Below are 23475 nucleotides of genomic sequence, written 5' to 3' on the forward strand. Positions count from 1 at the left end.
GGAGCGGCTGCCGCATGCCTCGTCGGTCGCCGACTATGAAGCACTGCTGCCGTGGAACTGCTCGCCAGAGATGCCACGGTAATCGGTTACCCAAGGACTGGATAGGTGGGGTTTATGGATCGCACTCGGCCCAACCCTCACTCGATAAATTCCATCTATCAGAAACAGCTCTATACAATACAACCAATGGACACTCCAAACGATCAATAGCAACCTATCAAAAGTAATACTAAGCATTGGTTTCATTAGCACTTTATTTTTTGCTTACGAATCGTTCGCGAGAAACACGGTAGAAGACTTAGGCTCAAATAATAAACTAGCCCACTCAGAACTTTCTGAAGACTGGAAAAATGGAAAGGTTATTTTATTGATAAGGCACGAAGAACGCTGCGACCGCTCAAGCAACCCGTGCTTAGGTCCAGATGATGGGATCACACTGCTCGGAAGCGAGAAAGCAAAGGAAACAGGCAACCGTATAAAATCATATTTCGGATTAGACAATACTGACATCTTTACCAGCCCAACCACTAGAACAGCTCAAACATCAGAATTCATGTTTGGACAAGCAGGCCGCCTACCAGACAGAGAGACCACTTGCGGAAACAACATCATTGACAAACTGCTAAAGCACAAGATCGCCAACAGAAACCTATAATAGTGACCCACAACACCTGCATTAACGACTTAATTAAGAATAGCGGACATAAAAAATCAGGAAACCCCGAGTATGGAAGCCTGCTCTTTGCAAAGCAATCGAACCACAACGAAATAAAAATTGTCGGGAAATTAATTCCTGGCGACTTCCCCAAATAACTTATCAACGGACTGTAGGGATAGTTTATTAATTTAAATAGCCCGACAATAGACGACCGAATAATTCAAAGTAAAGAAGGAACGCTTCTTGTTTTTATTATTTTGGAACCTTCCCGCACAGCCCGTTCCCTTCATAGCCATGAGAGATAGGCCCTAGAAACATAAGGGGGCCACACGCATAAAATGGAGAGGTTAACGTCTGTTGTTTGTGAAGCTTACACACAGGCAGCTTTAATGGAATGGGCACAATTACAGCCCATAGGGTTATACCACACCACTCCCTCGTGGTTTGGTCACCGTCTTCTGCCTGATAGGTCAAGGGGATGCCGGTTTCCGGGTCTGGCATTGACACAACTACGCCTACACATCCCGCCAGACAAATACATACTGCGATCACGATAAACTTTTGTCGTATAGAAACCAGAGACAAACATAATTTACGCACAAATAATAGACCCTTTAGTAATGACTGCATAAACACTGCCTTATTTCGTTAGATTGTGATCTGGAACAGATTACAGAACTTAGCTCCGCGTCCGAGAGTGCTTGGGCAAAGCGGTAAAACGCCGCTTTGACCCAACTGAATAACGAGCACCGGCGACTGTCTCCAACTGCCCGCCGTCACGCACAAAACCACTCATCTCTTTGACTCGGCGACTGTATAGCCAGGTAATCCATTGGGTTAGATCACTGTGAAGTTCGACAAGTAAGTAATGCATCACGTAGTCATCCGTTACGCCAATGCATCAAGCGTTGCAGCCAGGACGAAGTGACAGCGAAAGCGTCACGCAATTGTTTGGCAGTGATCGTTCGATCCGCTACGTCGAAAGCCAGTGCCGTTCGCAGGGCTGGCCAGCAGTGTTTCGGTAAGTTCTTAGGTGCTTGCAGCTCGCGCTCCAGATGCTCATTGCGGGCTTGGTTCGAGGGCACTCGGCGAAACGGGGGCTTGCCTCCCGCCAGCTCGTAGATCACACAAGCCACGCCGTACACATCGGCACTGGCCGACAGCGCTTGGCTCTCGAGCAATTCTGGCGCAGCGTAGCCCGGTGTCCAGCCGTTGAAGCGCTCGCGGCTCAGATGCGGCAGACCGGGCAGGATGCCTTCCTCCGCTTGACCAAGGCCGAAGTCAAACAGGCGCACGCCTTCTTCGCTGAGCATCACGTTGCTCGGCTTCATATCACCGTGCAGCACGCCGCGAGCGTGGGAGTAGGCCAGTGCATCGAGCAGCGGCAGCACGATGTCGCGCAATTCCTCCCACGGCAGGCCTTGGGGGCGCTCGCAGAGTAAGTTATCCAGGGTCAGGCCACGCATGAGCTCCATGGTGACGAAGGCTCGCTGGCAGTCAGTGTCCACTTCAAAGGTGTGCAAACGCAGCACGTTGTCGTGCCGCAGGCGCCGGGTCAGGGCGAACTCGTTGTAGAGCAATGCGCTGGCGTCCGGCGACTCGGCAAACTCTTCGCTGAGAACTTTCAGCGCGACGTAAGGATCGGGATCGCCGAACTGTTCGCTTAGCAAGTCCCGTGCACGGTAAACCGCGCCCATCCCACCGGCACCGAGCAGGCGCTCAATACGGTAACGGCCTGCCAGTACGTCAGGCATTTCACCGATGCTGGCCTTGGCAGGCATCAGCGCAGCCTCTGCCTTGTGCGACTTGGCGAACGCAAAGTAGGTCAGGTTGCTGTCCTGCTCTTCGCTCTCCAACAGGTCGTCGATCGGTCGCATGTGTTCAGTCATTGGCGGATTACTACCGCTGTCAGGTTGTCCCGGGCCGAGCCACGCATTGCGCCGTCAAACAATCGCTCCAGTGCAACCTGCGGCGCTGTCAGGCTCAAGGCGTCGCCGAGTGCATCGCTGCCAAGCCCCTGGTACAGACCATCGCTGCAGAGCAAGAACGCATCGCCGGGGTAGACCTCAAGCTCCAGTACATCCAGGGCCAATTGTTCGGCTGCCCCGACCGCACGGGTCAGGGCATGTGCTGCGGGATGGTCCTTGGCCTGTTCGACGCTCATTTGTTGTTTGTCGATCAGTTGTTGTTGCAGCGAATGATCCTTGGACAGCTGATATAAACGCTGGCCACGCCACAGGTAGCAGCGGCTATCGCCGGCCCAGATGCAGGCCGCGCGATTGCCCTCAATCAGCAGTACTACTACGGTGCTGCCGATGATGCTGTCGTGACGTCCAGCAGTGACCGTCAACTCCTGACCCAAACGACGGTTGAGCCAGTGCAGGCACTGGCGAACTCCTTTGAGTCGTTCGTCGAAATCATCCTGCGCCGGTAATTCAGCCAGGCTGGCTACGATCAACTGGCTTGCGATATCGCCCCGTTGATGACCGCCCATGCCGTCCGCAACCACCCACAGCCCCTGCTGTGGAGCGTCCAGAAAAGCATCTTCGTTGCGCGCCCGAACCTTGCCGGCATCGGTGCGCGCAGCACTGCGCCAGGGGCTGGCCACCTGCATCAGAGCTGTACCGGCATGCGGAAGGTACGCAATACACCCATGTCGAACGGGTTTGGCGTGCGTTGGCTAGTCAGCAAGTAATTAGCGCGCAGGCCACCCACGTCAGCCTTGAGCACCAGCACGTCGCGACCCGTCAGGTATTCCGTTTGCATCAAGTCGAACAGACGGAACAGCGACCAAGGACCGGTGTTCTTCTCAATGCCGATCGGGCGGCCGACCATTTTGTCGAGCACCAGGCTGGTACGCCCGTCTTCAGCGTCGGTTGGCCATTTGAACGACACCGGTACTATCGGGCCATGACGGTATTCGATGGTCTTATCGCCAAACTTGAACTCGGAACGACTGACCGTCGGGTCGAGGGTGTAAGGCTCAAGTTTGAACTGCACCTGAGGTTCGGCTGGGTTGTCGGCGAAGAAGCTCTGACGGATCACGAGCGCGGCGGCCATCTGATCAAGGTAGACCTTGGAAATCGGCAGACTATGACCATCGACGCTGCGCATGCGGTAGTTACCCGGATCACCGCTGACAAACGGACGCAGGTAGCTGTCGAAGAAGCGGTCGGCAATCCCCTGGGCCTTGAAGAACTCACGAAAGTCGCTGATTGCCACGTCACTGGCGCTGTGGGCGCTGAACGGATAGCGCTTGCTGATCGCCTTGCCGTAGAAGCTGTACAGCTCACTCTGATAGCGCTGATTCAGATATCGATAAGAATCGCTGAGTACCAGACGCCAGGTATCTTCAGCAAATACGTTGAACCACACACTCACCGGGCGCGGCAGACGGCCCGACGCATTGCGCAGGTTGCTCAGCGCATCACGCTGGCCACCCATGCGGGTCTTGGCCATTTCGAACGCGGCTTGCTCCGGAGAACTGGCACGGGCCAGGCTAGCCATCTGCATTTGCAGGTCATTGAGGGCCGTCAGGGCCGGGATCAGGTCAGCGGTTGGGCCGTTGTTGTCATCCAGCAAGCGGTGCAGCGACTCAAAGCGACTTTGCAGGGATTTCTTCGCGGTATCCGGCAGCTTTTTCACCAAGGCGTCAGACGCCTTACCCGCCGCCGCGACCGCCAGTTTTCCGAGCTTACCGCCCTTGTCTGCCAGTTTCCCTGCCGCATCGGCGGCGTCATCTGCCGTGTCAGCGACCACTGGGAACCGGGTGTTTTCACGTACTTCCACTAGCAGTTGCAGGATCGGCGAATTGGCAGATGTCAGGCCCGCCAATTGCTCGGCACCGTCACTAAAATCGTTGATGGCCGGCAGCGCGATCCGGCCCACCGCTTCACCCCAGTAGTTGGCGTAGTCGCGAAAATACAGCTGCTCGAGTTCGACCATCAGGCGACGTAAGTCCATACCACTGATACTCGAGCCTTCACCCAGTACCCAGTTGTCACTTAGGATATCGGTAACCAGCATCGAGCCCTGAACCGAAAAATACTGCTGATAGCCCTGCTGGGTGTAGAACCCCGGGATCACGTAATCGGTGCCAACAAACAGCGACCCCTGTGGGCCAAGATGTTGGCTCAAACGGTATTCCGGCAGGTTACGGGCCTGCTCGCGTAACATCCGATATACCACGTTAGCCAGGGACTCGCTGCGTAAAACCTGACGCGCCTGAGCCACCAACTGATCATTAAGCGGATAGATAAACGGCTGTTTTAGCAAGCGCTCGAAGTGGTTGTTCAAGCCGTTTTGCACAGTGGTGTTGCCGGTGTATCGCTGGGACCATTCGGTGGCAACCCAGTCTTTGAGCCACGGCGCGTCGCGTCGATCCTTCATATTCAGCATCAGGTACGCACGCAGGCTATTGAGCAGGCGTTCGCGGTCCTTCATGTTGGCGCGAATCTGCCCTTCTAGCAGGGTCGCGACCCGTGGCAATAGCTGTCCTTCAAGTTCACGTTCATAGGCAGTCTTAACCACCGGATTAACGTCTTCACCTTGATACAGACCGCCACGCTCGTGGTAACCCACATCGCCTTTTTTTGGGAACACCTGAGTAGCCGCGTAGCGGGTGTCGAGGGTCTTGAGCACCGCCATGGAGTCATCACGGGTGGTGAGAGCCGAGCTCTGTTGGCTCCAGGTTTGCGCCAGGTTACGCAGGTTTTCCAGGCGTTCGTAGTTCGCGGAGAAACCGCCCGCCCAGAGCATGCCAAATAGCGCCAGTGCGGCCAGTGCGCCCACGTACAGCGCACGCTGGCCCCAGTGGATGCGGCTGCGTTCGCGTTTGTCCAGGCCTGCAAGATCGGCCTCGGGGAAAATTACCCGGCTGAGTAAATGGTGGATGAAGCGCGAACGGCCACTGCGCAGCGTCGGTAGCACGCCGGCGTTCATGCCCAGGTTGGCACCGATGCCGGCAGTGGTTGCGTCCATTTCCTCAGTCAGATGCGGTGCGCTGGTCAGGTAGAAACCGCGCAACTGGCTTACACGCTGGTAGCGGTTGCCGGTGAACGCCATATCGACGAACAGGCACAGACGCTCGCCGATTTGCCCCAGTTGGTGTGGGAAGTCGAGGATGCGGCCACGGCGCTGGGTATCACGCTCCTGGTGCATGCGCATGATCACCTGGCTGTTGAGGCGATGCAGCAACGCTTCGAACTCAGTGCGCAGCACGGTCACATCAGTGCCGCTCTGTTCCTTGCGGAAACTGGTACCGAGCACCTGATCGCTTTCTTCGCGAGTCAATTGGTCGAAGAACTCATCGAAACCGAGCAGGCGATCCGCCTTGCTCAATACAAGGTAAATCGGCACATCGACGTGCAATTTCTGATGCACATCTTGCAAGCGCGCACGCACTTGGCGGGCCAAGGTTTCAAGCTCCTGCTCACTGCCGCTCAACAGGGTTTCCACCGGGATGGTCACCAGTACACCGTTCAGCGGACGATTGCGGCGACGCTTGCGCAGCAGGTCGAGCAACGTGCTCCAGGCACTGCCATCGCCGTCGGCATCCGGCTGGGTCAAGTAACGGCCAGCGGTGTCGATTAGCACGCCGTGATCGGCAAAATACCAGTCACAGTGGCGGGTGCCTAGGGTATCGCGGGTCAGTTTGCGATCAATCTTGTTGATCGGAAACTCAAGCCCCGAGAAGTCCAGCAAGCTGGTTTTGCCACTGCCCTGCGGACCGATCAGCAGGTACCACGGCAAATCATTACGCCAGCGTTCGCTGCGACCGCGATACAGGCTCGACGTCTTCAGGGTTTTCAGCGCGTCTTTGAAACGCGTCCTTAACTCTTTCTGCTCTTCGTCGATCTGTTCTTCGCGGCGGATACGATCCTGGCCGTACTCAGTGTCTTCTATGGCTTTTTTGCGAACGCCCGCGCGCCAGCTGACAAAGACCATGGTCAGGCCCCAGATCAGGAACAGCACACTGATGGTCAGCAAGCGGGAGGTCGAGCCTTCCCAAAACTTGTAGTCATCAACTGCCAGTAGGGGCCCGGCGAACCACACCAGCAGTGCGACAAACAGCACCAGCAGCAGCGTCCAAACCCAGGTCTTGCGCAAGAATGCACCAACTTTCTTGAAAAGCTTTTTCATCACACGTCCCTGTTTACGGCTGCGACTGCGGCTGGACCGCGACCGGATCTAGCTGCTGATAAGGTTGTAGAACGGTATCGCGTTGCTCGCCCAATACCCAGGCGAAGCCCGAATACATCACCACCAGACAAACGAAGGTGAAGAGCACCACCATCCACGCTGGCACGATGCGCACCAAGCTACGGCGCTGATCGTTCAGGCCTTCCCAATGGGGTGATAACTCACGTGGCATGTCGCCGCGCAATTGACGGATTTGGCGATATAAGGCGTCGCGGATGCCGTCGAGTTCGAGCATGCCGCGGGCCTGGACGCGGTACTTGCCCTCGAAGCCCAAAGACAGGCACAGGTACATCAACTCCAGCATCGGCAGGTGCTTGACCGGATTTTTCGATAGCCGATCAAGCAACTGGAAAAATTTCTCACCGCCGAAGGTTTCGTTGTGAAAGCTGCTGAGCAGGCTCATTTGCGACCACTCGCTTTCGTTACCCCACGGCGTGGTGACGACAGCTTCGTCAGCCACGGTGCAGAGCACGTAACGGGCAGCCATCACCTGGCTGCTTTCTGCGCCATTGTGCAAGGCGCTGACTTCAAATAATTTCAGCCCGGTGGTCAGTCGCTCGTTGAGCACAAGCATGTCTTCGCGGGTACTGCTGTGCTTGAGCCGTACTACTTCAGACAATAATTCTGAGGCAGCAGCCACCAGCGAGTTCAGACTGATATTGAACGCTTCGGCCGGGCGCAAGCGCGCCGCGTAGATCATGCGTTCTTCGAGCTGCTCGAAGCGTGGCGGCGCAGCAAAGTCCGTCATCGGACTCGACGCCGGGCCGTGGCCCTGACGGTCGAGCAGGACGGTTCTATCGTCCTGGCTGTATTCCGTATCCTTGATCATGTCGGTCAGTTCCTGATGGCCCAGAATTTCAGTTCAAGCTCGGCGAATTCGCCGGACACGTGGAACGCGAAACCGCCGGAGCGTTCGAGTTGCGCCAAGTCTTCGGAGCTGAGTTCGAGAATGAAATAGGTTTTGTTCGAGTGGAACGCAATCTGCCGCGGGGCCACAGGCAACGGTTTGACCTTGATGCCTGGCAGGTGCAGGTTGACCAGTTGACGGATACGCTCCACCGGGCCGACCTTGAGGTGCGCCGGTAAGCGATGGCGCAGTTCTTCGGAATCGCAGTTGGCACTCGCCGCCAGCACGAACGAGGCAGAGCCCAGCAGTTTGTGGTCGTGCAAGGGCGAGACGATGATCCCGTATTGACGAGCTTGCAGCTCCAGCTCAATGGCGTACTGTTCCAGCACCATCGACAACACCTGACGGATTGCGTCCATCAGTTTGCGGAAGCTTGCTCCCTGATCGCTGTGCTGATAACGGCTATCCAAACGCGGGCGCTTGCTGTCGCTGGAGAAGGTTGCCAGATCGCCGAGCATGGTCAGCAGCGTGCGGTACAACTCTTCGGGGTGAACCTGTTCCAGACTAAGATAGTGACGTAGCAACAATTCAGTGCGATTGATCAGTTGCAGCATCATAAAGTCACCGACTTCCGCACCACCCACCTTGCCATTGGAACGGATCCGCTCAGCAATGGCGTCGCCCCGGTTGCCGAGCATGCTAATCACTTCCTTGAGGCACGACAGCAGGTAGCTGGAGGCGTGCGCCTGGATGTAGGTTGGTACGAACTCTGGGTCGAGGCTGATTACACCGTCCGGCGTGGTATCGAGTACTTCGCAGATCTTCAGCTTCACGTACGCCTGATCGCTCTGCTGCTCGCCGAGCAACAGTTTAAAGTCCGGGCGGGCGCAACTGACCTGGCTGGCGGAGTCGTCGCCAGCGTTGGAGTCGGCTACTTCCGCTTCGTACGCGGTATAGCGCGCCAGCACGTCGGACTGCTCCGGCCGACGGGCTTCGATGTGGTTTCCGGTGACCAACGGCAGGGCCAGATAGATTGGCGTATTGCCGGTGTTCGGCGGTACGTCTAGGGCCAACGGCTCAGTACTACCACCCAGTTCGAATAGGCTACCGTCCGGCAGAATCCCCGATGCCTGGCTGATCACCAGTTTGCCCATGTTGAGGAACTGCAAGTCGATGTCCAGGTTGAGGAAGCCCCAGATGTAGCTGCCCAGTAATTGGGTGCGGGTCTTCATCTGATGGTCGTAGTAGCGATCGTTGTGCTGGAAGTGCTGCGGACGCAGCAACATGCCTTCCTGCCAAATGACTTTATGGGAGTTCATGGTCAGTCAGCCGCCTTGACTAGCAATTCATGGGTGTTGCGAATGCCGCTCTGGTCGAGCGTCAGATCGGCATCGGTGACTTCCACCGGGGCGACTTGCAGGGTGTAGCGCCATTTGGTATCCGGCAGGTCACGGTATGCGGCTAGTACACCGACATAGCGGCTACCCTCCTCGACACTGAGCTTGAGTTCGACGGTTTCTCCCGGACGCAGCTCAAGCTCCTCAGTCGCAACCATGTCCGGAGCCAGGGATTCCTTGGCGCGCTCGTACAGGCTGAAGAAGTCCGCGTTCTCGAACGCCACCGGGTGCTTGAGTTCAAACAGACGTACGACAATCGGCGACGGACGACCGTTGAGGTCTGGGTTCAACTGATCGCTGGCCGTCAGTTTCAGGTTGAGTTTGGTGACGTGGGAATACGGCGATAGCGTCGAGCAACCGGCCAACAGTGCCAAGGTGGTCAGCGCAGTCAGCGTCTTAAAAAAATCAGTCGAGCGGCGAGACATGCGCATCATCCTTGGTGGTCGGTGTGAAGGGTAGAAATCAGTCGGATCTGTTCTTCGTAGGCCTGGGCGAAGTCACGGGCCAGCAAGCGCTCGCTCCAGTCATCGTCCTGACGTAGGGCCTGGTGATAACGACCGTAAGCCCTCCAGCGACTGCCGGACGTGGCCAGCAACGGCTTGTTGTCGCGCTCGAATCGCAGGGTCAATTGCTGTGGCGAGAAGTGCTCCAGCGTGCCGCGAACGGCAGCGCGGCTAGCGGTCAACAGGGCGACCTGATGCGCCTGCAAATCGCGAAACGCACGGGAGATCGCCTGCTCGGCCGGCAACTGCCCCGGCTTGTTCGGCTGCAACAGAATGCCCAGCGCTTCACCGGCATCAACGGCGAACTTCAATGGGTTTTTTTGAGATCCTTGTACGGTGGTCTGCGCAAGTCGTAATTCGTTTTTCAGCTCGCTTCGAGTGCGCAGACTCTGCTGTAAACCGTTGACGCTCTGCTTGAGCAAGCGTGCTGCGCTCAACGCCAGTGCCTCTTTGGCATCGTGGTCAAGGCCATTGAGGTCTACACCTAGGGCGCCAGCAAACTTTTCCCAGAAACCGTCGCTCTGACGCTCGACCGCTTTCGGCGCCGGGGTGGGTGCAGGTTCGGCCGGGGCATCGATCAGTTCCGGTACCATCAGGCTTTCCATGTCGATGCGCGCATAGTCGGCGCGCTGACGGGTGTCTTCCGGAGCCGTGCGTGGCGAGATCAGCTCGTCGATTTCCGAATACACACGTTCCTGCTGGTCTAGAGCATTTAGCGGGTCGAGGTCGAGGAACGCATCATCAGGAATGATACTGCCAGCGGCTTGCGGACGACCGACCTCCACATCGGAAGTCGCCAGGGCGTGAACTAGCCGTGCACGGATCTCGAAATCACCCAGCACGTATACGCTGCCGTGCTCGATACGTACCGTATCGCCCTTGTGCAAGCGTGCGCCGCTGGCACTATTCTGGATTCCGTTGCTGCTGGTATCGGTCAGGAAAAACGTACCTTCGCGGTAGCTGATCAACGCGTGATGGTTGGACAGGTGACGCTTGCGATCCGGAATGATCCAGTCACAATCCTCCCCCCGACCAATCACGCCGCCGGCCTGCTTGAAGGTCTTCTGGCACAGCTGCGTAGGTACGAACTGCTTGGTGTTCTGCATTTCGAAAACCAGTTCCATGGTGATGCTCCTTGCGGTCACTTGCCGCGATTGACCGACTGCGGATCACCCAAGGGGCGATAGGTGTTGTCGTTGTATTTGTAATTGCCGCTGCAGCCGCCGAGGCCACATAGAACGACAACTGTCAGAAGGACGGCTTGCCAGTGACGAATAGACATCAGAGGGTCTCCAGGGGCGGGGCAAAGCGCCAGCCCTTAAGGTTGAGGCTGTTAAGGCGGGGGGATTGAAATCGAGCGTATTTGGCCTACACATCGACATTTCCCACGTTGATGTTCAGGCGTCCGAGGCGGTAGAGGAATGTGCGCCGTGGCAGGCCGAGCTCCCGAGCGGAGAGTGTTTGATTACCGTCGTTTTTACGCAGGCAATCGATCAGCAGGCTGCGCTCAATCTGCTCCAACCGTTCGCGCAAGTTCACTCCGCTGCTGTCTTCCGGTATTGCTTCCATACGCAGAGAGAAGTGCTCCACCAGCAACTCATTGCCCTCGCAGAGCAGCACCGCACGTTCGACCAAACCCTTGAGCTCACGCACGTTGCCGGGGAACGCGTAGCTGGCCAAAAGATCCAGCACTTCGTTAGACCAACTCACTTCATCACGCTGCAAGAACGTACAAGCCTTGTCGGCGAAGTGCCGTGCCAAATCGAGTATGTCGTCTTCGCGTTGACGCAGAGCCGGTAGCTCAATAGGGAACTGCGCGAGACGGTAGTACAAGTCCTCGCGAAACTTTCCTTGGCTGACCAGCACCGATAAATCCTGATGTGTCGCGGCAATGATGCGCACGTCAATCTTGTGGGTGTCATTGGAACCCAGCGGACGAATCTCGCCCTCTTGCAGCACCCGCAACAGCTTGGCTTGCAGCGACAGTGGCATGTCACCAACCTCATCAAGCAACAAAGTCCCGCCGTTGGCTGCGTCGAACAGCCCGGATCGGTCCCGGTCGGCGCCCGTGAAGGCGCCTTTGCGGTAACCGAATAGCTCGCTTTCGAGCAAGTTCTCCGGGACCGCTGCGCAGTTCTGCACGATAAACGCCTGGGAGCGACGCGGGCCGCATTCGTGGATAGCCCGGGCAACCACCTCCTTGCCAGTCCCAGTTTCGCCACCCAGCAGCACGGTGTAGGGGCTGTGCAAAACTTTGCTGATCAGCGAATAGACCTGGCGCATAGCTGCGCTTTTACCAGTCAGCCCATAGCCGCTCGCGCTCGGAGCCGCGAGCGGTGCCGGCGATGCGCCGCCGCTCGGCCGTCGTAAACGCTGCAGCAAATGCAAATGACCCAACACGAACGAACCAAGACGACTAAACGAATCGGCGAAGCCTTGCAGTTGGATGTGCTGATGACTGGCACACAGCAATAGCCCTTCCACGGACTTCTGATGATTGACCAGCGGCACGCACAGCAGTGATTGCCATGGCCTCGCCTGGCTTGGCAGAAAGCTGGTCTCGTGCAGACTGCCGCTCAATTCACCAATGCACACTACGCGGTTCTGGCACAGCGCAAATTGCAGCAGTTGCTCGCCGTTGTAATCCGCTGGCAAGCTAGCCGTTTCACGGGGTTGTAGGTAGCCATTGAGGCACTCCGCATTCATCCCGAGGCAGGTATGGGTAGCGTCCAGTAGGTACAGCTGTGCCAACTCACACCCGCTGAGCTCGGCCAGACCGCGCACGAAGTCACCCAGCAGCGCAGCTCCATCCGTCGCTCGCGACAGGCTGGCGAACTGCGCAAGTAAGGCTTCGGCATAGAGCAGTGGTTGCGGTACTTGACTGAACATCACACCCACCTCAGGCAAACTCGCAGATCACGCTGGCGTTGCCGTCAAGCGTTGCGTGAACGCGCTTTAGGCTTTCGCCGGTGGCCATCGCGTCCAGCAAACGGTCAGCCACCAACGGCAGCACGTGCAGGTCCAGCAAATGGTCGATCAGGCGTGCGCCGCTGTCGCTTTGGGTGCAGCGTTCGGCCAGGTGATCGACGAGGTCCTGTGAGTAAGTGAAGTCGAGCTGACGACGGTTCAGGCGCTCGCCCAGACGATCGAGTTTGATTTCGATCAGCTCGCGTAGCACCGGCCCACTGACCGGGTAGTAAGGCACCACGCGCATCCGCGCCAACAGTGCCGGTTTGAAGTGCTTGCTCAGCACTGGGCGAATGGTTTCTTCGAGACTTTCAGCCGATGGCCGTGCGCCGTTTTCGCAGAGTTCGCTGATGTGGTCGCTGCCCAGGTTCGAGGTCATCAGAATCAGCGTGTTGCGAAAGTCGATTTCGCGCCCTTCGCCGTCGTTCGCGACGCCCTTGTCAAAGATCTGGTAAAACAGGTTGAGCACGTCTGGATCGGCTTTCTCGACCTCGTCGAGCAGCACGACGCAATAGGGTTTCTGCCGCACGGCTTCGGTGAGCATGCCGCCCTCGCCATAGCCGACGTAGCCTGGCGGCGCACCGATCAGGCGCGAGACGGTATGTTTCTCCTGGAATTCGGACATGTTGATGGTGGTGATGAAGCGATCACCGCCGTACAACAGATCAGCGAGGGCCAGTGCGGTTTCGGTCTTGCCGACTCCACTCGGGCCAACCAGCAGGAACACACCCACGGGTGCATCGGGTTTGTTCAGACCGGCGGCGGTAGCGCGCATCGAGCGATCAAGGGCGTGAACGGCTTGTTCCTGACCACGGATGCGGGTACGCAGGTCAGTCGCGAAGCTGGCAATCTTGGCATTGTGCTCTCGAGCCAGCTGCGCCAGCGGTACGCCGGTCCAGGCGCTGATCACTTCAGCCACTAGTCGCGGACAGACCTCGAAGCTCACCAAGCGCTCTTTGACTTGCAATTCAGTCAGCGCTTGGTGAGTTTCATCGAGCGCCGCCTCCAGCGTTTCGATACTTTGCGGTTTGTCTACTGGGAGGTTTTCAAGCACGGCGTCTTCGCGAGCCTTGGCCAGTTTCTGGCGCAGGTCCAGCAGGCGCTCGGCCAGCGTTTTTTGCTCGGTCCAGAGGGTTTCCAGCGCGGTCACTTCGGACTCCGCCTCTGCCAGACGGGCTTCCAGCGTATCCAGCGCCTCGCGATCGATGAGCAGACCTGCCTGGGCATCGCGGCGCTGGGCCTGACGTTGACGGCCGCCCTCCGCCAGCTCTCCGCGCAGCCGCTCCAGGCATTGCGGAGCAGCGGCGAGACTGATGCGCACACGGGCGCAGGCGGTATCCAGAACATCCACAGCCTTATCCGGCAGCTGGCGCCCCGCCAAGTAGCGAGCAGACAATTCGGCCGCGGCGACCACCGCGTCATCACGCAAATAGATACCGTGGCTCTTCTCGTAAACCTGGGCCAGGCCACGGAGGATGGTCACTGCCTCGCCGACGGTTGGTTCGTGCAATTGCACCGGCTGGAATCGACGGGCCAGCGCCGGGTCCTTCTCGAAGTACTTTTTGTACTCTGCCCAGGTAGTCGCCGCGATGGTACGCAACTCTCCTCGGGCCAACGCTGGCTTGAGCAGATTGGCGGCATCGGAGCCACCGGCATTGCCGCCCGCCCCGATCAGCGTATGGGCTTCGTCGATGAACAGGATAATGGGCATCGGCGACGCCTGGATTTCATCGATTACACCTTTGAGGCGACGCTCGAATTCCCCTTTGACGCTGGCGCCGGCTTGCAACAGGCCCATGTCCAACGACAGCAACTCGACGCCTTTCAGCGCTTGCGGCACTTCACCCGCCGCAATGCGCGAAGCCAGGCCTTCGACGATGGCCGTTTTACCGACGCCCGCTTCGCCGACAACAATCGGGTTGTTCTTGCGGCGCCGCGCAAGGATGTCGACCATCTGCCGGATCGCCTCGTCGCGACACAGCACGGGGTCGAGCTTGCCGTCACGGGCCTGCTGAGTCAGGTTGTGGGTAAAGCGTTGCAACAGGAACTCACCCGACACCGCCGGTTTAGCAGGGTCTGACAGCTCTTTCCGCGATAGAGCGAACGCTTTAAGGCGGTCGATATTCAGTTTGGCCAGCAACGTTTGGTAGCGGCTGCCGGCATAACGCATCGGGTTGCGCAATAGCGCAAGAATCAAAGCCGCCTGTTCGACCTGGGTCTGGCCCAGCTCGAGGTTGGCAATCAGCAAGGCATCTTGCAGCCACTGCACCAACTCGGGGGCGAACACCGGATTGCGCGACGCGCTATGTTCGACCCTTGATTGCAGCGCCGCACTGAACTCACCGGCATCTACCTCGGCATCGAGCAGCGCGCGGGCCAGCAAGCTTTGCGGACGCTCCAACAGACCCAGCAACAGGTCTTCGACGAGAACCTTACTGCCGCCACGCGCCACACAGCGCTCGGCGGAGCGTTCCAGGTCCCGACGGGTTTCGGCATCCAGCGCCTGGATGAGTTGTTGCAGGTCTACGTTGATCATTGGTCATTTGTCCTTAATGAATTTTGCTGCCCAAAGTCACCACGCCGTCCGCTCTTTCACGGCCGAGCCAACTGGTCCACCCCAAGCGACAAGCGTTTAGCTCGCCAATACGCAGTTCGCGAATCTCTTCCTGGCGCAGCACCAGGCGAATGTCGTAATCGAGCGGATCACGCAGGGTGAACCGCACCAGCGCGCACAGCGGCTGGTAGCCAAAACCAATCGGCAGGAATTCATGAAAACGCTGCCAGTCCAGTTCGAGGATGTGGATCCGGAACTTGCCGCTGCGATCGCGCACACGCTGTCCCAGTACCGCGTCTTCAGCGAGCACAGAGTTGGCTAGCCCCAGGCGATTGCACTGCTCGCCGAGGATTTGCACATGACGCTCAATGCACTGTTCAATCGTCAATTCAGCGTGTTTGAAGTAGTAACGCAGCACCGCTTCGATCAGCGCCGCCGAATGCGCGCGCAAACTGAGCAAGCCCAGGTACGGCAGCAGGCGTTTCCAGTTCAGTTCCCGGGCACGACGGATCTCTTCACCGCCGAGACCGATCAGGGCAAACAGCTGAGCGGAAAAAGGATCGAGGGCACCACTCTCGAAACTGGCGCAATAGCGGTATTTCTTCCAGATCGGCAGCATCAGCCGTTGCAGACGATGGTGAAACAGGTCGAGGAAGCGGCGGGTCGGGTTATCGTCCTCGCTGTCGCCCAAGGCCTGTTCGGCGTAAAACGCCGGCAAGGGTGAACCGGAACCCACCAACCCGATCAGATTGAAGCGCAGGCGTGCGCGCAGCAGTCCGTGTTCGTGAAAGAACTCGACGCGGTCAACGTCACTGCCAGGAAACCCCAGACTCGGGTTAGCCTGGAACTCCAGCTGGTCATACACCTCGTCCTGGCTGAGATGTGGGTGGACTTCGCGCAGTCGGTCAACTACCAACAGCACGGCCTGAAACAGCGAATACTCGCGTATACCTTGAGTCAGTCTGCTTAAAGAAGCGGCTGCAGGCCCATTCGCGGTGTCCATTGGTACACCTCTCCCTGTGTGCTGTTTACCCGCAGCTCGTGGTACGAATTGAGACTGGCGTAAAGTGCGAAAAACTCGTTGAGAACCGACGCAAAAACGAACAGGTCGCCCTCGCCGATATACCCCTGCGGATCGATGGTCAGTTCGGTGCGTAGACCCCGCAGCGGCAGCCCCCGGTGCAGCCGATCGACGTGCTGGTGCTTGATCGACTTGAGCCCGTCCAACAGGCACTTGCTGACCTTCTCTGCGTGCTGGTCGTAGTAGCGCGGCAAGTCGTAGGTTTCGAGAATCACTTTCAAGACGTTGACGTCAGCCAGCGACAGATAGTTGAGCGACATGTTGCTGATCAGCTTCCAGAGAAAGTCGCGATTCAGCGGTGGTGCGAAGCTCGAAGTGGCCGCGGTGATATTGCGGAAAGTCAGGAACTCCGGCGTCTCTTCGCAAGCCAGGCAGATATCGCCGCGCTTGAGCTGGCGCGGCAGGTTCTGGTTGGTGCACATCAGGTCTATCGACAGCGTTTCATGGGCTTGGGTATGACGGAGACCGAAGCTCAGGTAGGTATCGAGGCCGTCGTGCAGCAGGGACGGACGCTGGCGAACGCTGTAATGGGGACGACTCGTGGGAACGTCGAAGCTGGGGTCATGCTCGAAAGACTCAAACGGCACATATTCCTGATAGCCAAGCCCTCCCGGTTTCCAGCCAGTAACCGTTTCCACGGAAAACACACCGCAGTTTTTCAAGTCATGCCGAATGGGTAGCAGCAGATACTCGTCCTGCTTGCCGTCAAGACGGATCGGCAATGCATCGTGCTTGAACAGATTAACGATGGGCGTGCAGTGAAGCTTCACGTTGTCCAGCGTCGGACGCATGCGCAAGACGCCACTCTTGCGAATGTCGAACCGCAACTCCAGGCCGCGCACCTGTTTGAGGATGTCTGTCGGTAACGCGTTGAGCAGGTCCAGGCCATTGATATCGACGAACAGAAATTTGTCCTGGAAGGCAAAATATTCTTGGAGGTAGCGATAACCGCGGAAGGTATTCAGCGGATACGGGATCAACGCTTCCTCTTCGGCAAACCCCACCGCCTGCACGCGGTTACCTGCAATCTTGAACGCCATCGGCGTGCCGTTGACTCCGTTGATGGGTTTGCCGGCGGCGTCCAGCGGGATCAATTCGATACCCGCCAGGTTACGCAACAGGCTCAGGTACAGCATCTGGCTGATGTAGCGCTCGCCGGCAAAGTGCAGACGCAAGCGACTCAGCTTCAGCTCTCCGAGGTGCCCGTCGGCACTCATCTCCAGACGCAAGTTCAACAGAGAACCATCGCCTTGCACCGAGTACGCCAAAGAGACCAGGTCCAGCGCCTGCACTTCGGTGGGGTAGCAGGTGCGGAAACGGCAACGCACATCGTCAACCGGCAAACTTTCCACCGGTGTTTCGCGCTCGACTCTCAAGGCCGGACCGGAACGTTTCAACGGATCAAACTGCAAAATGCTGAACGCCGGTAGCGGCCGCATGTAGTTGGGCCACAGCAGTTGCATCAGCGAGTGGCTGAGCTCCGGCAACTCGTCATCGAGTTTCTGGCGCAGCCGCCCGGTCAGGAACGCAAAACCCTCGAGCAACCGTTCCACGTCCGGATCCCGCCCGCTCTCGCCGAGGAAAGGCGCCAGCGCCGGGCTACGCTCGGCGAAACGACGACCTAACTGACGAAGTGCCGTGAGTTCGCTTTGGTAGTAGTGATTAAAGGACACGAGGTACCTGCCGGGTATTGGATTTCATAAAGAAACGTTCCTGAATGCCAAACGGCGAAAAAAATCGCCCACGACCTCAAGGTCCAGGCGACTCAACGCTCCATCCGTATTCATGACTATTCGCGTGCTGTCCGTTGGCGCGTCCTGCCGTACAACGTTCATTAGCTGACCTTGACCTGACCGCTGCCATCCAGGCATGCAGAGAAACTGACCTGGCGCTTGAAACCATCCACTTCCAACAGGCCTTCGATATTGAAGGACAGCCGAAGCTGATCGTGATCACGCGGCAGGGAGATGACGCGCACATCGCTCAGGCGCGACTCGTAGGCTTCGATGAAGTTCTCGATGGTCAGACGGGCCTGACTCAGAGAGTCATGCAGGCTCATGCGCATGTCATTGAGATCGGGGAGCCCATAGTCGGACAGCGTTTGCACGCTGCCCGCTCGGGTGCTGAGCATCTTCGCAAGATGGGCAGCCACCGACGCCATGGCGGCGACCTCACGGCTCCAGCCGGCGCGTTTGCCCGCGTCGCCACCCAGGCGTTCGAAAAGGCTGCCGTATCCAGTCATAAGTCAGGCTCCGCTTACTCTTTATCCAGCTTGCCAACCAGCGACAAAGTGAAATCGGCGCCCATGTACTTGAAGTGCGGGCGCACGTTCAAACTGACGCGGTACCAACCTGGCTCGCCTTCAACATCACTGACGATGATCTGCGCCGCACGCAAAGGACGACGGCCACGCACTTCGGCGCTGGGGTTTTCCTGGTCGGCAACGTACTGGCGGATCCACTTGTTGAGCTCGAGCTCCAGATCGGTACGCTCTTTCCACGAGCCGAGTTGCTCGCGCTGCAGCACTTTCAGGTAATGGGCCAGGCGGTTGACGATCATCATGTAAGGCAGCTGGGTGCCTAGCTTGTAGTTCAACTCCGCCGTTTTGCCTTCGGCGCTGATGCCAAAGAACTTGGGCTTTTGCACGGAACTCGCGGAGAAAAACGCAGCGTTGTCGCTGCCTTTGCGCATGGTCAAGGAAATGAAGCCCTCCTCGGCCAGTTCGTATTCGCGACGGTCGCTGACCAGCACCTCGGTAGGAATCTTGGTTTCGATTTCGCCCATGCTTGCGAAATGATGCAGCGGCAGGTCTTCAACCGCACCACCGCTTTGCGGGCCAATGATGTTCGGGCACCAGCGGAACTTGGCAAAGCTATCGGTCAGCCGGGTGCCGAACGCGTAGGCGGTGTTGCCCCACAGATAGTGTTCGTGGCTGTTGGCGACGGTTTCTTTGTAAACGAAGGATTTGACCGGATTCTCTTCCGGGTCGTACGGATTACGCAGCAGAAAGCGCGGTACGGTCAGGCCAAAATAACGGGAGTCCTCGGATTGACGGAAACTCTGCCATTTGGCGAACTGCGGGCCTTCGAAATGATCTTTCAGATCTTTCAGGTCCGGCAGGCCGGTGAAGCTTTCCAGACCGAAGAATTTTGGGCCGGCCGCCGCAATGAACGGCGCGTGAGACATGCAGGCAACGCTGGACACATATTGCATCAGCTTCACGTCCGGCGAGCTTGGGGACATAAAGTAGTTGGCGATGATCGCCCCCACAGGCTGACCACCGAACTGACCGTATTCAGCGGTGTAAACGTGTTTGTACAGGCCAGCCTGCATCACTTCCGGCGAATCTTCGAAGTCATCCAGCAGGTCTTCTTTGGAGACGTTGAGGATTTCGATCTTGATGTTTTCGCGGAAGTTGGTGCGCTCAACCAGCAACTGCAGACCCCGCCATGCGGACTCCAGAGCCTGGAAATCCGGGTGGTGCAGGATCTCGTCCATCTGGCGGCTGAGCTTGGCATCGATCTCCGCGATCATGCGGTCCACCATGGCCTTCTTGACCGGCTCACCGTTGTTCTGCGGCTTGAGCAACTCTTCGATAAAGGCCGACACACCCCGTTTGGCAATGGCGTAGGCGTCGTCGTCCGGGGTCAGGCGGGTTTCGGCGATGATGCTTTCAAGAATGCTGTATTCACCATTCTCTTTGTTCTTTTGCTGTGCTGCGCTAGTGCTCATTGTGTAGGCTTCCTTGGCTGATAGTGACTCAGGCGTCTGGGGCGGCGGCGTTCAACCCGAGCTCGCCCAGCACGCGACCGCGTGATTCGTCGTCGGCGAGAACGCCTTCGATAGCTTTGCGGAACACAGGTGCATTACCCAACGGGCCTTTGAGGGCAACCAGCGCGTCGCGCAATTCCATCAGTTTTTTCAGCTCAGGCACTTGCTCGACCAGCGAGGCCGGGTTGAAGTCCTTCATCGAGCTGACACGCACATTCAGCGCCAGCTCTTCAGTGTCGCTTTCCTCCTGGAGACGGTTCGGCACACTCAGTGTCAGCTCCAACTCTTGCTTGGCCAGCACTTCATCGAAGGTCATTTTGTCGATACCGATCGGCTTGCGATCTTCGACTTTGCGTTCGTCCTTGCGGTGGGTGTAATCACCGATCGCCAGCAGTTTCAGCGGCAGTTCAATCTCTTCCTGGGCACCGCCAGTGGCGGGTTTGAAAGTGACGTTGATGCGCTCTTTGGGAACTACAGAGCCTTCTTTGGCCATGCTTTTTCTCCTTGCGGTTGTGGTCTTGGGGCCTATTCGAGTACCACTTCAAGATCGAGGTGGCACAACCTGCGGTAAATGTCTTCTTTGCGTTCACGCACCGCATGGTTTTGCGGCAATAGCTCGCAACAGCTATGCAGTAGATGCAGAACTTCGAGTACTAGATCGGGCTCCCAGGCTTGCAGGCCCGAGTCGTATAAAGTTCGGTCGAGGATCTCGAGCTGAGTCTTGGCCAGTTCGTATTTCTTGGCGGCGAAGCACAGGCGGGCCAGAGCAAGTTGCCAGAAAAATCGAACCCGGCCGCCGTGAGCGCTATGCAGGCCCTGCTTGAGAATCTGTACGGCGGCCTTGAGACCGTCTTTGCGCAAGATCGGCAGGACGCCTTCCAAGGCAAGCTCCCAGGCTGATTGGGTGTCGCTCGCTTCAACCTTGCGCGGTGTACTGGGGGTTTGCAGGTGCGGGGTGACGTTGGCACTGATCCAGGTGCGAGTGGCCGGGTCGGCGAACGGCGTACCGTCGTGAAAACGTAGTTCGAGGACGCCGGGCAGTCGCTGTATAAACAACGCGAAGTGAATTTCCACTTCACGCATGGCCATTTCGGCGTTCAGACCCTGCAAGCATTCCCAGACCATGCGTTGGCCATCGAACCAGAATGGCGCCTTCGCCAAACTCGCCTCCAGCGCCACGAGCAGGTCTGCGTAACGGGCTTGATCGTATTCCTCCTGATAGCTCTTCAGCTTGTCCATCGGCAAACCGCGCAAGGCCGTGATCTGCTCGGCGTTGCGCTCGGGAAGCGCCTCGATGGGCAACCACAGCAGCGTGCGACTGAGACGCAACGCACGCAAATCTGTGGCTTTCTGCTTGAGCCACCAGGCACACAAGGGACGAGCATTTTCCTGCTGGGCGCGCACCGCCTTATGCGCATCTTTTTCGTTGTTGATCGGTGCGCCGGGGGCAAACAAATGCGTAGCGACTTGCTTTACCTGCGCAACGGCAGCCCCCACCACGCCCGCTTCAACCTGGTTATCAGCGGCGCGCTGGACCAGGTTTTTCAGGCGGCGGGAAATCGGCAACAGCAACGGTGCATCGTCGCCCAACTGCTCCGTGCACACGGCATCGAGCCTTTCCAGATGTTCCACCATCCGGCGGAACAACGGCAGTTGCTCTTTGATCGCGATGCTTTCGTTTAGCAGTTGCTCAAGGCGTGGCACCAACCAGCCAAGAGCAGCGGCGCGGGTGCGGCTCTTGCGCGGGTGAACTTCAGCCCAATGGTGTTCACACAGGTGTTGCAGAAAACCGAGGCCAGCCAGCAAACCCTGGAAAGATTCGCGCTGATAGAGACCCCAGGTCAACCACACACCCACTCGTAAATCCTTGGACAGGGTGCGAAGTAACGTTTCGCTGTCTTCACAGATTTTCAGCCAGTCGATCTGACCGCTTTCGTGCATGGACTGGGCTTTAGCCAGCTCGCTTTCCAGCGCTTCGTATGCGCTCGAAAAACGCACGTCCTCGCCCGCGAAACACGCTCTGGAAATAGAGATTTTCGCGAGTTCAAGATAATGAGCGGAAAGTTTGCTGGAGTAGGACATCCATGACCTTTGATTGATTAAGATTGCCACGTCACAACCCATGAATAATTTCACGGCGCCGAACTGTAAAAAATTTGAAACTTTTGAATTTGTTGTTGCGAGCGCGCCCGGATTCTAAACTCACGACGTGGAAGCTTTGGCACTTACGTTATCGTCGACCGAACCTCACTGATTTAAGTCAGACTGCACGCTTAAGGATGTGCTTATTCTTCTACATTTCTGAACTGGCGTAAGCTTTGAGAGGCGCTGGCAAAAAACAACGGATACATCTTAATACCCAGCGCATCACTCAGAAATATAAGACTTTTCTGAAAAAGGATAGGGAAAATTCCTGCAAGCCAAAATCTCACCCCGCCTGTAAACCTGAGACCAAACAGCCATCATGCGCAACAAGTTGCACACTAAATTGTGGAAAACCCTGTGGATAAATCGCTGCAGATCTTATATTTAAAGAGCTACAGACAAGTGCGCAAGAAGTTGCACAGCGCTGCGCAACTTCTTGCGCACTTTTTGGGGTGTTTTTCATGTAATACGCCCGACCCAACTGCAACTTTTCCGGCATAACCTTGATATACAAGGCATTTAACTTTGTTGGCATAAACCTTGTAAGAGTTTACGGCACCTGCAGTGCAAACTTGCCTGCGGGTTCCTCTATTTTCAGCAAGGAGCAACCATGGCTACGCCAGCGTATATGTCCATCACAGGTACCAAACAGGGCCTGATCACTGCCGGTGCGTTCACCGCTGACTCGGTCGGCAACACGTATCAGGAAGGTCATGAAGACCAGGTCATGGTGCAGGGTTTCAACCACGAAGTGATCATTCCGCGCGATCCGCAATCGGGTCAACCCACCGGTCAACGGGTGCACAAGCCCGTCAAGATCACCAAGGTGTTCGACAAGTCCTCGCCGCTGTTGCTGGCCGCGCTGACGTCCGGCGAGCGCCTGACGGAGATCACTATCGAGTGGTATCGCACCTCGGCCGCCGGTACTCAGGAACATTACTTCACCACCAAACTTGAAGACGCGATCATCGTCGACATCAAGGACTACATGCATAACTGCCAGGACCCGGCGAACTCGCACTTCACCCATCTGGAGGACGTTGAGTTCACCTACCGCAAGATCACCTGGACCCACGAAGTGTCTGGCACTTCCGGTTCCGATGACTGGCGCACCCCTGTCGCCGGCTGATAGGGGCAGGCGGTTTCACGGCATCCACCTCTTTGCGGGTTGATGCCGTTTTGTGTGTTGTCTTCTCTCAGCCAAGGATAAGCGTATGTTCGCGCCGGCCAATGCTGCGCATTTTGCGTTATTGATCCCTTCTGTTCGCCACGACTTCAAGGTCCTCGCCTTCGAGGGCACGGAAGCGATCAGCAGCTTGTATGCGATCCAGATTGAACTGGTCAGCGAGTC

General features: G+C 57.4%; 17 protein-coding genes. 1 reads left to right on the forward strand and 16 read right to left on the reverse strand.

Features of this window, described 5'->3' with window-relative positions; translation table 11 throughout:
• Positions 1 to 1539: 1539 nt before the first annotated feature.
• The 16 genes from AACY52_RS27230 to tssA form a co-directional block, all read right to left on the reverse strand.
• A complete protein-coding gene (locus AACY52_RS27230; RefSeq protein WP_339439549.1) occupies positions 1540 to 2547 on the reverse strand; it encodes a serine/threonine-protein kinase in 1008 nt (335 codons plus the stop codon).
• Positions 2544 to 3272 carry a PP2C family serine/threonine-protein phosphatase gene (locus AACY52_RS27235; protein WP_339439548.1) on the reverse strand — a complete coding sequence of 243 codons (729 nt, stop codon included), beginning with the start codon at positions 3270 to 3272 and terminating at the stop codon, positions 2544 to 2546. Before AACY52_RS27235 ends, AACY52_RS27230 begins: the two co-directional genes overlap by 4 nt.
• Entirely contained in the window at positions 3272 to 6799 is a 3528-nt protein-coding gene (gene tssM / locus AACY52_RS27240) for a type VI secretion system membrane subunit TssM (protein ID WP_339560998.1), read from the reverse strand. Before tssM ends, AACY52_RS27235 begins: the two co-directional genes overlap by 1 nt.
• 13 nt (positions 6800 to 6812) lie before the next feature.
• Complete coding sequence (gene icmH / locus AACY52_RS27245; RefSeq protein WP_339439544.1) at positions 6813 to 7688, reverse strand: type IVB secretion system protein IcmH/DotU; 876 nt, start codon at positions 7686 to 7688, stop codon at positions 6813 to 6815.
• Positions 7689 to 7693: 5 nt separating this feature from the next.
• Positions 7694 to 9025, reverse strand: coding sequence for a type VI secretion system baseplate subunit TssK (gene tssK, locus AACY52_RS27250; RefSeq protein WP_339439542.1), 1332 nt, complete (start codon positions 9023 to 9025; stop codon positions 7694 to 7696).
• A gap of 2 nt (positions 9026 to 9027) precedes the next feature.
• Entirely contained in the window at positions 9028 to 9528 is a 501-nt protein-coding gene (gene tssJ / locus AACY52_RS27255; RefSeq protein WP_339439540.1) for a type VI secretion system lipoprotein TssJ, read from the reverse strand.
• 5 nt (positions 9529 to 9533) lie between these two features.
• Complete coding sequence (gene tagH / locus AACY52_RS27260; protein WP_339439538.1) at positions 9534 to 10730, reverse strand: type VI secretion system-associated FHA domain protein TagH; 1197 nt, start codon at positions 10728 to 10730, stop codon at positions 9534 to 9536.
• 17 nt (positions 10731 to 10747) lie between these two features.
• Positions 10748 to 10888, reverse strand: coding sequence for a type VI secretion protein (locus tag AACY52_RS27265; protein ID WP_159994257.1), 141 nt, complete (start codon positions 10886 to 10888; stop codon positions 10748 to 10750).
• An 86-nt stretch (positions 10889 to 10974) separates the two neighbouring features.
• Entirely contained in the window at positions 10975 to 12495 is a 1521-nt protein-coding gene (locus tag AACY52_RS27270) for a sigma 54-interacting transcriptional regulator (RefSeq protein WP_339560999.1), read from the reverse strand.
• A 10-nt stretch (positions 12496 to 12505) separates the two neighbouring features.
• Positions 12506 to 15109 (reverse strand): type VI secretion system ATPase TssH, encoded by a 2604-nt coding sequence (gene tssH / locus AACY52_RS27275; RefSeq protein ID WP_339439532.1) that lies wholly within the window; start codon positions 15107 to 15109, stop codon positions 12506 to 12508.
• A 13-nt stretch (positions 15110 to 15122) separates the two neighbouring features.
• Positions 15123 to 16130 carry a type VI secretion system baseplate subunit TssG gene (gene tssG, locus AACY52_RS27280; RefSeq protein WP_339439531.1) on the reverse strand — a complete coding sequence of 336 codons (1008 nt, stop codon included), beginning with the start codon at positions 16128 to 16130 and terminating at the stop codon, positions 15123 to 15125.
• Positions 16094 to 17881 (reverse strand): type VI secretion system baseplate subunit TssF, encoded by a 1788-nt coding sequence (tssF, locus tag AACY52_RS27285; RefSeq protein ID WP_339561000.1) that lies wholly within the window; start codon positions 17879 to 17881, stop codon positions 16094 to 16096. Before tssF ends, tssG begins: the two co-directional genes overlap by 37 nt.
• Before the next feature lie 161 nt (positions 17882 to 18042).
• Positions 18043 to 18450, reverse strand: a complete 408-nt coding sequence (gene tssE, locus AACY52_RS27290; RefSeq protein ID WP_339530628.1) for a type VI secretion system baseplate subunit TssE — start codon at positions 18448 to 18450, stop codon at positions 18043 to 18045.
• 14 nt (positions 18451 to 18464) lie between these two features.
• Complete coding sequence (gene tssC, locus AACY52_RS27295; protein ID WP_339439528.1) at positions 18465 to 19940, reverse strand: type VI secretion system contractile sheath large subunit; 1476 nt, start codon at positions 19938 to 19940, stop codon at positions 18465 to 18467.
• Between the two features lie 28 nt (positions 19941 to 19968).
• Complete coding sequence (gene tssB / locus AACY52_RS27300; RefSeq protein WP_339561001.1) at positions 19969 to 20472, reverse strand: type VI secretion system contractile sheath small subunit; 504 nt, start codon at positions 20470 to 20472, stop codon at positions 19969 to 19971.
• Positions 20473 to 20504: 32 nt separating this feature from the next.
• The gene (tssA, locus tag AACY52_RS27305; protein ID WP_339439525.1) at positions 20505 to 22061 is read right to left on the reverse strand and encodes a type VI secretion system protein TssA; all 1557 of its coding nucleotides are present in this window, start codon (positions 22059 to 22061) and stop codon (positions 20505 to 20507) included.
• Between the two features lie 673 nt (positions 22062 to 22734).
• Between tssA and AACY52_RS27310 the strand changes: the two genes are divergently transcribed.
• Complete coding sequence (locus tag AACY52_RS27310) at positions 22735 to 23253, forward strand: Hcp family type VI secretion system effector (protein ID WP_339439523.1); 519 nt, start codon at positions 22735 to 22737, stop codon at positions 23251 to 23253.
• Positions 23254 to 23475 lie beyond the last annotated feature (222 nt).

This window comes from Pseudomonas sp. EA_65y_Pfl1_P113, from assembly GCF_963970525.1.
In the GTDB taxonomy this organism is placed as follows: domain Bacteria; phylum Pseudomonadota; class Gammaproteobacteria; order Pseudomonadales; family Pseudomonadaceae; genus Aquipseudomonas; species Aquipseudomonas tritici.